Annotated in this window: 13 protein-coding genes; 10 read left to right on the top strand and 3 right to left on the bottom strand. The window is 40.6% G+C overall.

Going from position 1 to position 13,770, the window contains the following annotated elements:
• Window positions 1-4 precede the first annotated feature (4 nt).
• Complete coding sequence (locus RDY04_RS00505; RefSeq protein WP_303952667.1) at window positions 5-1,120, top strand: glycerate kinase; 1,116 nt, start codon at window positions 5-7, stop codon at window positions 1,118-1,120.
• 30 nt (window positions 1,121-1,150) lie between these two features.
• On the opposite strand, the gene RDY04_RS00510 is transcribed toward RDY04_RS00505, so the two are convergent.
• A complete protein-coding gene (locus RDY04_RS00510; protein ID WP_303952669.1) occupies window positions 1,151-1,606 on the bottom strand; it encodes a YueI family protein in 456 nt (151 codons plus the stop codon).
• Window positions 1,607-1,811: 205 nt separating this feature from the next.
• On the opposite strand from RDY04_RS00510, the gene eno reads away from it, so the two are divergent.
• Window positions 1,812-3,116: a surface-displayed alpha-enolase gene (gene eno, locus RDY04_RS00515; RefSeq protein WP_002886048.1), complete on the top strand. Its 1,305-nt coding sequence runs from the start codon at window positions 1,812-1,814 to the stop codon at window positions 3,114-3,116.
• A 474-nt stretch (window positions 3,117-3,590) separates the two neighbouring features.
• On the opposite strand, the gene RDY04_RS00520 is transcribed toward eno, so the two are convergent.
• Together RDY04_RS00520 and RDY04_RS00525 are read right to left on the bottom strand one after the other, a co-directional pair.
• Window positions 3,591-3,776 (bottom strand): hypothetical protein, encoded by a 186-nt coding sequence (locus RDY04_RS00520; RefSeq protein WP_303952673.1) that lies wholly within the window; start codon window positions 3,774-3,776, stop codon window positions 3,591-3,593.
• A 170-nt stretch (window positions 3,777-3,946) separates the two neighbouring features.
• Window positions 3,947-6,133 carry an LTA synthase family protein gene (locus RDY04_RS00525; RefSeq protein ID WP_303952675.1) on the bottom strand — a complete coding sequence of 729 codons (2,187 nt, stop codon included), beginning with the start codon at window positions 6,131-6,133 and terminating at the stop codon, window positions 3,947-3,949.
• Window positions 6,134-6,294: 161 nt separating this feature from the next.
• On the opposite strand from RDY04_RS00525, the gene RDY04_RS00530 reads away from it, so the two are divergent.
• From RDY04_RS00530 to RDY04_RS00565, 8 genes are all read left to right on the top strand, one after another.
• On the top strand, window positions 6,295-7,458 hold the full coding sequence (locus RDY04_RS00530) for a class I SAM-dependent rRNA methyltransferase (RefSeq protein WP_303952677.1): 1,164 nt from the start codon (window positions 6,295-6,297) through the stop codon (window positions 7,456-7,458).
• A complete protein-coding gene (gene aroD / locus RDY04_RS00535) occupies window positions 7,455-8,132 on the top strand; it encodes a type I 3-dehydroquinate dehydratase (protein ID WP_303952679.1) in 678 nt (225 codons plus the stop codon). Before RDY04_RS00530 ends, aroD begins: the two co-directional genes overlap by 4 nt.
• Complete coding sequence (locus RDY04_RS00540) at window positions 8,122-8,979, top strand: shikimate dehydrogenase (protein WP_303952681.1); 858 nt, start codon at window positions 8,122-8,124, stop codon at window positions 8,977-8,979. The genes aroD and RDY04_RS00540 overlap by 11 nt, the downstream gene beginning before the upstream one ends.
• A gap of 12 nt (window positions 8,980-8,991) precedes the next feature.
• A complete protein-coding gene (gene aroB / locus RDY04_RS00545) occupies window positions 8,992-10,059 on the top strand; it encodes a 3-dehydroquinate synthase (protein WP_303952683.1) in 1,068 nt (355 codons plus the stop codon).
• Window positions 10,060-11,226, top strand: a complete 1,167-nt coding sequence (aroC, locus tag RDY04_RS00550) for a chorismate synthase (protein WP_154864709.1) — start codon at window positions 10,060-10,062, stop codon at window positions 11,224-11,226. It begins immediately after the preceding gene.
• A 29-nt stretch (window positions 11,227-11,255) separates the two neighbouring features.
• Entirely contained in the window at window positions 11,256-12,362 is a 1,107-nt protein-coding gene (locus RDY04_RS00555; RefSeq protein WP_303952686.1) for a prephenate dehydrogenase, read from the top strand.
• 9 nt (window positions 12,363-12,371) lie between these two features.
• On the top strand, window positions 12,372-12,710 hold the full coding sequence (locus RDY04_RS00560) for a YlbF/YmcA family competence regulator (protein WP_002890462.1): 339 nt from the start codon (window positions 12,372-12,374) through the stop codon (window positions 12,708-12,710).
• 89 nt (window positions 12,711-12,799) lie between these two features.
• A complete protein-coding gene (locus tag RDY04_RS00565) occupies window positions 12,800-13,750 on the top strand; it encodes an L-lactate dehydrogenase (protein WP_303952688.1) in 951 nt (316 codons plus the stop codon).
• Window positions 13,751-13,770 lie beyond the last annotated feature (20 nt).

The raw sequence follows: 13,770 nt of genomic DNA on the forward strand, positions 1-13,770 counted from the left end.
CATCATGCGAATTTTGATTGCACCTGATTCGTTTAAGGAAAGTTTGTCTGCAAAAGAGGTCGCCTTAGCTCTTAAATCAGGCTTTGAAAATGCCTTACCCGACGCTGATTTTGACCTCATGCCAATAGGTGATGGTGGCGAAGGCACCTTAGATGCTCTTGCTGAAAATCTAAATCTTGAGAAGAAAAGTATCAAGATTCCTCATGCCTATACAAGTGACGGAAGTGTTTCTTTTGCTAGCAATGGCCAGACTGCCATTTTTGAAATGGCTGCGATTTGTGGCTTGGAGCATATTCCTAAGGATAAACGAAATCCTCTAGCTCTAACGACACAAGGCGTAGGTGAACTAATTGTTGATTTGGTTCAATCTGGCATCCGAGAGTTTATTATAGGCGTAGGTGGATCTGCTACCAATGATGGTGGTATTGGTATGGCATATGGATTGGGTTATCGTTTTTATGATTCTGAGGGACAGGAACTTGAGCCAATAGGTGCTAATCTTGGTATCATTAAAAAGGTATCCTCTAAAAATAAGGTTGATTTGTCTGGTGTAACCATTCGTCTGATTACTGACGTAGATAACCCCTTGTGTGGTCAACATGGAGCGACCTATATTTTTGGTGGACAAAAGGGCCTGGCTTCTTCACAATTTAAAAAAGTTGACCAAGATATGTCACAATTCTACACTAACTTTGCTCCTGAAGTTTTAAAACTGGCTGGTTCAGGAGCAGGGGGAGGCATGGCTGCAGGCCTAGTGGCCTTTGCAGATGCAGAAATTAAATCAGGGATTGACTTTGTACTTGATTGTGTTGATTTTGACCAACGTGTGAAGTCTGCTGATTTGGTTATAGTAGGAGAAGGACGTATGGATAGCCAGTCCTTGTCTGGTAAGGCACCGGTCGGGGTGGCTAGGCGGACACCATCAGCTATTCCCGTCATTGCTATCTGCGGTAGTCTGAAGGATGACTTGCCTGATTTTCCAGTAGCAGGCATTTCAGCTGCCTTTCCCATTATTGGACAAGTAGCAGACTTAGACCAAGTTTTAGTTGCTGCTAAGGAGAATCTCTATCGAACAGGACTCAATATTGGGAATCTCATCAAGCTCAGTAAAACATTGTGATATAAGAAAAAGCTGACGCAGAGTCAGCTTTTATTTTCCAAATAGTTTGGCAAAAAATCCCTTTTTTTCAAGGACTGGTTCAGTCTCCTTAGGAGCAAGGATATCAGGATAGAGCTCTGAAAATAATACTTTATCAAGGTTTTCTGCTTGATTACTATGTACAATAAGACCGTATGGTGAATGAGCCTTGGCCTCGTCCACGATAGTAGCTGAAATGTTGAGTGCTTGAGCCGTTTTGATATAGGTAAATTGTATCTGGTCAGCTAATTTTGGCGATAGCTTGAGACTAAGATTCGGGTAAATGGCTTGCAAGTCTTTTAAAATCTGTGGGAAATGGTCAATGACAGTTTTCTTTTCAGCATTTTCCAATAGAACAGCTAGGACTACACGTTCTGCGTAGGTGCCAAAATATTGACGAAGTTCATCGGGATTCAGTCGGTTTTCGCCACTGGCGAATTGGAGCACTTTGTTTTCAAGTGAAGTCATAGGCATCTCCTGTAAGTTTTCTACTAGTATTATACAATATTTTGAATTCCTTTTCATTTGAGTCGTTTTCTGAGATTTTCAAAAACAATTGAAAACATTAAAAAATAGAAAATCGCTAGAAAATTCTGGTTTTAATTTGCTTAAGCCTTGATATTATGGTAATATAAAGGAGTAAAAAATTTTAACTCATAAGGAGAGTATTGTAATGTCAATTATTACTGATGTTTACGCACGCGAAGTCCTTGACTCACGCGGTAACCCAACACTTGAAGTAGAAGTTTACACTGAATCTGGTGCATTCGGTCGCGGTATGGTTCCTTCAGGAGCTTCAACTGGTGAACACGAAGCGGTAGAACTTCGTGATGGTGACAAAGCTCGTTACGGTGGTCTTGGTACTCAAAAAGCAGTTGATAACGTAAACAACGTTATTGCTGAACACATCATCGGATTCGACGTACGTGATCAACAAGGTATTGACCGCGCAATGATCGCTCTTGACGGTACTCCAAACAAAGGTAAACTTGGTGCCAACGCTATTCTTGGTGTGTCTATCGCTGTAGCACGCGCGGCTGCTGACTACCTTGAAGTTCCACTTTACAGCTACCTTGGCGGATTCAACACTAAAGTTCTTCCAACTCCAATGATGAACATCATCAACGGTGGTTCTCACTCAGACGCTCCAATCGCTTTCCAAGAATTCATGATCGTACCTGCTGGTGCACCAACATTCAAAGAAGCTCTTCGTTGGGGTGCTGAAATCTTCCACGCACTTAAGAAAATCCTTAAAGAACGTGGACTTGAAACTGCCGTAGGTGACGAAGGTGGTTTTGCACCTCGTTTCGACGGAACTGAAGATGGTGTTGAAACTATCATCAAAGCTATCGAAGCTGCTGGATATGTACCAGGTAAAGACGTATTTATCGGATTTGACTGTGCATCATCTGAATTCTACGATGCAGAACGTAAAGTTTACGACTACACTAAATTTGAAGGTGAAGGCGCTGCTGTTCGTACTGCTGCAGAACAAATCGACTACCTTGAAGAATTGGTTAACAAATACCCAATCATCACTATCGAAGATGGTATGGACGAAAACGACTGGGACGGTTGGAAAGCTCTTACTGAACGTCTTGGTGGTAAAGTTCAATTGGTTGGTGACGACTTCTTCGTAACTAACACAGCTTACCTTGAAAAAGGTATTGCAGAACACGCTGCTAACTCAATCCTTATCAAAGTTAACCAAATTGGTACTTTGACTGAAACTTTCGACGCTATCGAAATGGCGAAAGAAGCTGGATACACAGCAGTAGTATCACACCGTTCAGGTGAAACTGAAGATTCAACAATCGCTGATATCGCAGTTGCAACTAACGCTGGTCAAATCAAGACAGGTTCATTGTCACGTACTGACCGTATCGCTAAATACAACCAGTTGCTTCGTATCGAAGACCAACTTGGTGAAGTTGCAGAATACCGTGGTTTGAAATCATTCTACAACTTGAAAAAATAATTCTATAGTCATATAGAATGAAAAGAGGTTCCGTAGGGAATCTCTTTTTGCTTTTCTAAGTGTTAAAATTATTGATTAGATTTATCAAATTGTTCCTACTGTTAGTTTCTCTCTAAATAGTAACTTTTCGTCGCTTACTACAGTTGACAAAGAACTCAAAAAGCTCAATACTTTTTACAGTGATTTTAACGGTTACAGAATTTATAGAAATGTTTCCTAATATCACTGTAAAGATAGTTATGAATTAAGTATTGTTTAAGTTTTTAATAAAATCGATAATTAATCAATTATGACTTTACACTACCGATTTGTCTCTTGTTATATTATGAATTGCACCACAAAAGTATATATTTAGTTTCGAACTTTTGGGGTGCTTTTGCTATAGAATTTTAGCCTATGATAGGCACTGTACCTAAATAGGACTTCTAAACATAAAAAAGTCCCCGCAATCCTATTGACTGCGGGGATTTCGTTTTAGAATAGACCTTTAATCTTGTCTAAAGCTCCACTGACCATTTCGTTGCCTGACAAAAGAGATTTAGCTTGGTCGAAGTACTCTCCCAAATCATCTTTGTTTTCATCGACAAACTTTTTAGCAGCTTCGAAATCTTTCTTTTCAATCATTTCTTTTACTTGGTTAAATAATTCCATTGGATTCATATCTGTTCTCCTTTATAAGTTTTCTTACAAATCCTATTTAATCACGCTTATAGCAAACTAGCAAGAAATATGTTTGAGGCGAGTGCTATGAGAGTTACAATTTTGCAGTCAAGTGGTATTGAGACTTGTTTAATCTAAAAAAACAGTCCATATAGGACTGTCTTTAGGGGTTATTCTTGTACTGTTGAAGAGCTGCTTGGCTCTGATTCACTCGAACTTGAGCTAGAGCTGGATTCGGATTCTGCAGGATGTAGCTCCTTGTAAGATGGGGTTTTGAATAGATCAGCTGTTGATTTATTGCCTTTTTGCTTGTAGAGGCTAGTTGATTTATCTTTCAGCTTTTTGTTGATCTGTTTCAGTTGATTCATCTGTTTCGTGTAGGAAATCGCGCTAGAATCAACAGGTTTCAAACCATTTGGTGTATAGAAACGAAGGAGGTCACCAGTTTGAACAGCATCACTCATCGAAAGCTGAGTGGCTACTGCCTTACGAATGGCTTCGTTATCCTTTTTAGTCGTTTCATCAGGGTTGGTAATTTCTTCCCCTGTTTGAGTGTTATAAAGTCGTCCAGAATAGCTGGTGTATTGAGGAGTAACATATTGACCTGAGGTTCTAAATGCGACGGTTTGCTTATTATCAGGAGATAGGAGGTCTTGTCCCATCTGGATATAAGAGCTAGTGTCAACACCAAGAATATGAAGGAGAGTTGGAAGGGCATCAACCTCTCCACCAAAGGTGTTAGAGATACCACCACCAGTATATCCTGGAATATGAATCATGTAAGGAACACGTTGAAGCATGGCTTTATCATAGTTTGACCAAGTTTCAGGGTTCTTGCCGAGAAGTTCAGCAAGATTGCTGCTTCGTGTATCAGAGATACCATAGTGATCACCGTACATGACAATAATTGAGTTGTCGTAAAGACCGGTTTCCTTAAGGTAATCAAAGAAGTCTTTGATTGCTGAGTCAAGATAGTTAGCTGTTGCAAAATATCCGTTGACTGTTTCGTCTTTTGTTTCAGCGAGTGGGAAACCTTGTTCCTTTTCATCGCCTGAGAGTGAAGTGTATGGGTAGTGGTTAGATACTGTAAGGTATTTAACGTAGAAAGGTTGTTGCATTTGTTCCAGATATTTGATGGAATCTGAGAACATGTACTTGTCATTTAGACCATACTGGAAGGAGTTTTCATCAGTTTTTTCAGTGAAGGCTGATGAGTCAAAGAAGTAATTATACCCCCATTGTTTATAGGTGTTATTACGATTCCAGAAGGATCCAGTGTTTCCGTGGAAAACAGCTGACGTATAGTCACTTGTTTGAGCTAGGATAGATGGTGCAGCATAGGCTGTATTGGTACCACCGTAGTTTACCATGTATGAGCCTGTGCTTAGTCCAAAGAGAGACGTTTCCATCAAGGTTTCAGCATCAGAAGTTTTCCCTGATTTAACTTGATGGAAGAAATTTGAAAAGGCTAGCGTCTCGTTTGAGTGGTAAATGGAATTGAGGAATGGTGTAACCTCATAGTCTTGACCGTCTACTTTGAGCTTGTAATCAATGAGGAACTGTTGGAAGCTTTCCAAGTGAATAACGATGACGTTTCTTGCTTTAGCAATTCCGTAATACTTAGGATCAGGTGCTGCATAGTGCTCTTTAACGTAAGCTTCAACCTTTTTCATATCCTCAGCTGTTGCTGATGAACGAGCCTGTGAGGCCTGATAAGTTAAGTTACCAGAATAGGCTGTGAAGAAGGGAATCCCCATAGCACGAACAATATAGTTGTTGGAGAAACCACGTGTCAGCAACTCTCCACGGTTAACTTCTGCTAAGAAGAGGTTAACTGAGAGTAGGAGCGTTGATAAAGCAGTAACTGCAAAACTAGCTCGTTTGTTGAATGGCTTACTATCCGTTTTTAGTTTTTTCCTGAAACCAGCATAAATGAAGAAAGGAATATCAATCAGATAAAAGATATAACTTGGTTCAAGAAGGTTCTTAGCTGAATCTCCCAGTCCCGCTGCTGAACTAGAACTTGCCAGGATGGTATTTACAGTGATGAAGTCTGTAAACTCTCCGAAGTAAATGACATTAGCAATAAGCAGGAGGTTAAGGATGACATAAATAGCAATTGTTGTGCTATAAAAGAAACGTCTTTTCTTGAAGTAAAGTCCTAAACCTAGCAGCATTAATCCCAGTGGAATAGGGTTAATCAGCGAAAGCATAACCTGATATCTGCTTTCCAACTCAAGATTAATGTTGACGTAATAAGCGAATATGGTTTTTAGCCAGTAAAAGAAGAGTAACAAGAGGACGAATCCGAGTCTTGATGAAACTCCTTTCCAAAAGGCTTCATTTATTTTTTTCAAAGTAATACTTCCTTTGATTCTATATTATCTTAACCATTATACCAAATAACAAAATGACTCTCAAAAATTTACTGCAATAGAGTGTCATATTCCTTGACATACAATTGACAAAATCTAGTTACGAAACAGAAATTATAGCATTTTTTTGGTATAATGGTAACATGAGTATATTGACGGTAAGTCCCTTTGCGGAGAAAAAAATCAAACAAGGAAAACAGCTTCTTTTAGCCGAAGATTTTCCAAATATAGCTAAAAATAATCAGTTGATTTATCTTTATAGCCAATCCAAAGAATTTTTAGGAACGGGCTATTTGTCGAGTCAAAATAAGGGGATAGGTTGGTTTTTGTCTCCTAGAAAGCAAAAATTGACAGTTACCTATTTTCAGGGGCTTTTTGAGAAGGCTAAGGCCAAACGTCAATCCTATTATGATAATGATTTGACGACGGCTTTTCGTCTCTTCAACCAAGATGGTGATGATTTTGGTGGTCTTACCATTGATTTATATGGAGACTATGCCCTCTTTTCTTGGTACAATGCCTTTGTTTATTCCTTGAAGGATGTTATTGTAGAGGCCTTCCAAACGGTCTTTCCTGAGGTCTTGGGAGGTTATGAAAAAATCCGCTTCAAGGGTCTTGATTTCGAATCAAATCATCTTTTTGGGAAAGAGTCGGGTGATACCTTCACCATTTTAGAAAATGGGGTAACATATGAAGTTTTCCTCAATGATGGGCTAATGACGGGGATCTTCCTTGATCAGCATGAAGTGCGTGATGGTTTAGTTAATGGCCTAGCTTTGGGTAAATCAGTTCTGAATATGTTCTCTTATACGGCCGCTTTTTCAGTTGCTGCAGCTATGGGGGGAGCGGTTGAAACGACATCGGTGGATTTGGCAAAACGTTCACGTGAGTTATCCACGGCTCATTTTGAAGCTAATGGATTCAGTATGGACAATCATCGCTTGGTCGTGATGGATGTCTTTGATTACTTCAAATATGCAAAGAAAAAAGGCTTATCTTATGACCTTATCGTCATCGATCCGCCAAGCTTTGCTCGAAATAAGAAACGCACTTTCTCAGCAAATAAGGATTACCACAAGTTAATTGCACAGAGTCTTGATATTTTATCAGAGCATGGGACAATCATCGCAAGTACCAATGCTGCTAATATGACCGTGCAACAGTTTAAAAAACAACTGCGTAAGGGTTTGGGAGATGTTTCAGCGGACTTTGTTAACTTGCAACAATTACCAGCGGATTTTACCGTCAATCCTAATGATCCAACATCAAATTATTTGAAAGTATACACAATAAAGGTAAATAAATGAAAATTGTAGTTCCGATTATGCCGACTAGTTTAGAGGAGGCACAAGCGCTTGAACTGTCTCGTTTTGATGGGGCAGACATTATAGAATGGCGTGCAGATTTTTTAGATAAGCATAGTATCTTAACAGTTGCTCCAGCTATTTTTGAGAAATTCGCAGGCTTTGAAATTGTTTTTACCATTCGTACGACACGTGAAGGTGGTAAGATTGAGTTAACTGATGCGGAATATGTTACACTGATTAAGGATGTAGCTGCTATCTATTCGCCAGATTATATTGATTTTGAGTATTTCACACGTAAGGAAGTCTTTGACCAGATGCTTGAATTTTCAAACTTGGTTTTGTCTTATCATAATTTTGAGGAGACACCTGAAAACCTTATGGAACTTTTATCTGAGATGACCAACTTGACGCCAAGAGTTGTTAAAGTAGCCGTTATGCCTAAGCATGAGCAGGATGTTATTGACTTGATGAATTTCACACGTGGTTTCAAGGCCTATAATCCAGAACAAGAGTTTGCAACTATGTCAATGGGTAAACTTGGTCGTATGTCACGTCTTGCGGGCGACTTGATGGGATCATCATGGACCTTTGCTAGTCTTGATAATGCCAGTGCGCCAGGACAAATTAGTCTAGCAGATATGCGTAGAATTAGGGAGATTTTGGATGCAGATTGACGGATACACACGCCTAGCAGCTGTTGTCGCCAATCCTATCAAGCATTCTATTTCACCATTCATTCATAATTCGGCCTTCGAAAAGACACAAGTTAATGGTGTTTATGTGGCCTGGGAAATTCCAGAGTCAGACCTAGCCGAGACAGTTGAAAATATTAGACGTTACAACATGTTTGGTATCAACTTGTCGATGCCATATAAGGAGGCAGTTATTCCTTTTTTGGATGAAATTAGTCCTGAAGCTCAACTGATTGGTGCTGTCAATACAGTTGTTAATCGTGATGGCCATTTGATTGGTCATAATACGGACGGTTTTGGCTTCTTTGCTAGTTTAAAGAATTTTAATCCTAAGGAAACTCATATTATGATTTTGGGGGCTGGTGGTGCGGCTAAATCTATTGTGACGCAGGCAGTTCTTGATGGTGCAAAAAAAGTCAGTGTCTATGTTCGCCCTCAGTCATTGGATAAGGCAAAAGAGAGCTTTAAGTCCTTACTTGAACAGGCAAGTTGCCACTTGGAGTTTCATGCTTTAAATGATCTTAAGTATTTTCAAGAGGAACTAGGCCAGGCTGATTTATTAGTGAATGCGACGAGTGTTGGGATGAATGGCGAATCCTTGCCTATTCCTACAGATACAAAATTTCCTAAGGAACTCTTGGTTGCTGATATCATTTATCAGCCTTTTGAAACACCTTTCTTGGCCTTGGCGAGGAAACAGGGAATCGAGGCTGTGAATGGACTTGGTATGTTGCTTCATCAAGCAGCAGGTGCTTTTAAATTGTGGACAGGCAAGGATATGCCAACAGACGACATTTGGCAGGAATTAGAGAATATTTACAATAGCTAGGAGGGGACGACTATGAAACTAGAGGTAAATTTAACACATAATCCTTATGACATTATTATTGAAAAAGGAGCCCTTAAGACTGTGGGTCAATGGGTGAAGTCACTTTGGAAACCACAAAAGATTGCACTTATCACGGACAATCATGTGGGAGCTCTATATGCAGAAAAGGTTAAGCTTAGCTTGGAGCACGAAGGTTTTGAGGTAGTCGTTTTTGATTTCCTAGAAGGTGAAGCAAGTAAAAATCTTAAAACGGTTAATAAGGCTTATGAGTTTTTGATTAAGAATGGCATGACTCGTAGTGATGGGATTCTTGCTCTTGGTGGTGGCGTTGTTGGTGATTTGGCAGGATTTGTCGCTTCAACTTATATGCGTGGCATCCACTTCGTTCAGGTTCCAACCAGTCTCACTGCCCAAGTGGATTCATCTATTGGTGGTAAGACGGGTGTGAACACACCATTTGCAAAAAATATTGTGGGAACTTTTGCTCAGCCTGATGGTGTCTTGATTGACCCTAATGTCCTTGAGACACTTGGTAAACGTGAATTGATTGAAGGTATGGGTGAGGTTGTCAAATACGGTTTGATTGATGATCCTGAGCTTTGGCACTTGCTTGAAAGCATTGATGGTTCAGTTCACAGTATCCTAGAAAACTCAGAAACCATCATTTATCGTTCATGTAATGTTAAGCGTAAAATTGTGGTTGAAGACGAGTTCGAAGGTGGCGTCCGTATGTATCTAAACTTTGGTCATACGATTGGGCATGCCGTTGAACAAACAGCTGGTTACGGTAAAGTCATGCACGGTGAAGCGGTAGCTATTGGAATGGTTCAGATTTCACGTGTTGCTGAGGAAAAAGGTCTGATGCCTAAGGGAATCACACGTCAAATCGCTGAGATGTGTGTTAAATTTGGCTTGCCAGTGGACTATGAGCCATGGCGTGTTGAGGAGCTTTATACAGCCCTCACACATGACAAAAAAGCCCGTGGTAATAGCATTAAGACAGTTATCGTTCCAGAGATTGGTAAGGCAGCTATCAATCAAATTCCTTTAGTTGAAATGAAAGAGTACTTGGAGAAATAAATGAGATATTTAACAGCAGGTGAGTCTCACGGCCCACGTTTAACAGCAATTATCGAAGGTGTTCCAGCTGGTCTTCCCTTGACGGCTGAAGATATCAATGGTGATTTGAAACGCCGCCAAGGTGGTTATGGTCGTGGTGGTCGTATGAAAATTGAGTCTGATAAGGTTGAAATCACCTCTGGTGTTCGTCATGGGAAAACAACAGGGGCTCCAATCACCCTTCATGTTATCAATAAGGACCATCAAAAATGGTTGGATATTATGGCTGTTGAAGATATTGAGGATCGTTTGAAAACCAAACGTAAAATCACTCATCCGCGTCCAGGGCATGCTGACTTGGTTGGTGGTATGAAATACCGTTTTGATGATTTGCGTAATTCGTTGGAGCGTTCCAGTGCGCGTGAAACAACGATGCGTGTGGCAGTAGGTGCTGTCGCTAAACGAATCTTGTCTGAGCTTGATATTGAAATTGCTAACCATGTCGTTGTCTTTGGTGGTAAGGAAATTGACGTACCTGAGAATTTGACAGTTGCTCAAATCAAGGAATTGGCCCAACAATCAGAAATTTCAGTCGTTAATCAAGAGCGTGAACAAGAAATTAAAGATTACATTGACCAAATCAAAAAAGAAGGGGACACAATCGGTGGTGTCGTTGAAACTGTTGTTGGCGGTGTCCCTGTTGGCCTTGGTTCTTATGTCCAATGGGATACCAAACTTGATGCTAAGATTGCTCAAGCAGTGGTTTCCATCAATGCCTTCAAGGGTGTAGAATTTGGTCTTGGTTTCAAGGATGGCTACCTCAAGGGCTCTCAAGTGATGGACGAGATTCTCTGGAATGAAGAGGATGGCTATACTCGTCGCACTAACAACCTTGGTGGTTTTGAAGGTGGTATGACCAACGGGCAACCGATTGTGGTCCGTGGCGTTATGAAACCTATTCCAACACTTTACAAGCCATTGATGTCAGTAGATATCGAAACACATGAACCATACAAGGCAACAGTTGAGCGTTCAGATCCAACGGCCTTGCCTGCAGCGGGTGTCGTTATGGAATCCGTAGTTGCTACAGTCGTCGCCAATGAAATCTTGGACAAATTCTCTTCTGACAACATGGAAGAATTGAAAGAAGCGGTAGCACGTCACCGTGATTATGTGAAAAACTTTTAAGCAACATCAGACAATAGATGGGAGTAGTAATGAGTAAGAAAACTATTTATATCGCAGGATTGGGCTTGATTGGTGGCTCCTTGGCCTTAGGGATTAAAAGGGACCACCCTGATTATGAGATTCTTGGATATAATCGTTCTGACTATTCCCGAAATATTGCGCTTGAGCGTGGGATTGTTGACCGTGCAACAAGTGATTTCAAAGAATTTGCTCCCCTTGCGGATGTTATTATCCTTGCAGTGCCAATTAAGCAAACAGTGGCCTACCTGAAGGAGTTGGCTAACTTGGAGCTCAAAGATAACGTCATCATCACTGATGCAGGGTCTACTAAATTAGAAATCGTTGAGGTGGCTGAACGTTACCTAACAGGTAAAAATGTTCAGTTTGTAGGTTCTCACCCTATGGCTGGTTCCCATAAATCAGGAGCTATTGCAGCTGATGTGACACTTTTCGAAAATGCCTATTATATTTTCACACCAACAAGTCTGACAAGAGAGACAACTATCCTTGAGCTTAAGGACATCTTGTCAGGGCTTAAGTCACGATTTGTGGAGATTGATGCGGCTGAACATGACCGTGTAACCAGTCAAATCAGCCATTTTCCACATCTTTTGGCTTCTGGTCTTATGGAGCAAGCAGCTGATTATGCTCAGGCTCACAAGATGACCAATCACTTTGCGGCTGGGGGCTTCCGAGATATGACCCGTATTGCAGAAAGTGAACCTGGCATGTGGGCTTCCATTCTCATGACCAATGGGCCAGCTGTTTTGGATCGTATTGAAGATTTCAAAAAACGTTTGGACCATGTGGCCGACTTGATTAAGGCTGAAGATGAGAATGCCATTTGGGAGTTCTTTGACAACGGTCGTAAGAAACGTAAAGAGATGGAGATCCACAAAAAAGGTGGCGTGGAAAGTGCCTTCGATATTTTCGTGGATGTTCCTGACCGAGAAGACGTTATCCTTAGCATTATGGAATTGCTACGAGGAACGTCTTTGGTTAACCTTCGTATTAATGAGGAAAATCGTGAGGATATTCACGGTATCCTCCAAATTACTTTTAAAAATGAAAAAGATCGCACACATGCTAAGACTGTTATTGAAGCCAATACCGACTATCATGTGGTGATCGCCTAGGAGAATAAAATGACAAATATTTATGATTTAGCAAATGAGTTGGAACGTGGCATTCGTGCCCTTCCTGAGTACAAAACTTTGGTAGAGAAAAAAGAAGCGATTGCAGCTGATGCTGAGGCTAGTGCTCTTTTCAAAGAGTTTACTGATTTCCAAGAGGATTTCTATGCTAAAATGCAAGCTGGAACAATGCCAACAGCAGAAGAACAAGCAGCTGTTCAAGAATTGGGTCAAAAGGTAGAAGCTAATGCACTTTTGAAAGAATACTTGGCTGCACAACAAGGTTTGTCTGTTTATTTGAATGATATTGAACGTATCATCTTCAAACCTTTGCAAGAATTGAATAGTTAATTAGGGAGGGTGTGTCATTTGACAGGCCTTTTTCTGCTTTCAAAAGAGATTGTCTAAGGAAAAAACTAGAAATATTAAGGAGAAAAATGATGAGTCGTAAGATTGGAATTATTGGTATGGGAAATGTTGGAGCTGCGGTCGCTCATGGGGCAATTGCTCAAGGCTTGGCTGATAGCTATGTTTTTATTGACATTAATGAGAAGAAGGCCGAGGCAGATGCTCAGGATTTTAAGGATGCTATGGCAAATCTACCTAGCTATGCAAACATTGTTGTCAATGATTATGCAGCACTTGAAGATGCTGATGTGATTATTTCATCTCTTGGAAATATTCAGTTACAGCATAATGCTGGTGAGGACCGCTTTGCTGAATTTCCATTTACTCGAGAAGCCGTTTATCAGGTTTCTCAGAAACTTAAAAAATTGGATTTTCAAGGAATACTTTTGGTTATCTCGAATCCTGTAGATGCCGTATCAGCCCTCTATCAGGAATTCACAGGCTGGCCAAGAGAACGTGTGATTGGGACAGGGACTTTACTTGATACCGCTAGAATGAAGGCGGCGGTAGGAGATGATTTATCAGTCAATCCCAAATCAGTATCCGGCTACAATCTTGGTGAACATGGGAATTCCCAATTTACAGCCTGGAGTCAGGTTAAGGTCAAAGGTCAAGATATTACAGAATTGACCAGTGAAGAAGAGCGTCAAAATCTGTTTATGGCATCCATGAAGGGTGGCCACAAAGTCTTTTATGGTAAGGGCTATACTTCTTACGGCATTGCCAGTGCTGCTCTTCGTTTGGTGTCTATTATCCTTTCGAATGCTCAAGAAGAAGTGGCGGTATCAAGCTATCAAGAAACCTATCAAACCTATCTTGGCTATCCAGTTATTTTAGGACGTCAAGGGGTGGCTGCTCCCGTTCACTTGTCCTTGTCGGCTGAGGAAAATCGTCTTTTGGAGGAATCTGCTAACTTGATTCGTAATCGTGTTCAAGAAGCAGTTGTCTTTCTGAAAGAAAAGTATTCCAATACTAGAGAGTGAATGTTTTGACAATTCAGTCT

It is taken from the genome of uncultured Streptococcus sp. (assembly GCF_902463925.1).
Classification (GTDB): domain Bacteria; phylum Bacillota; class Bacilli; order Lactobacillales; family Streptococcaceae; genus Streptococcus.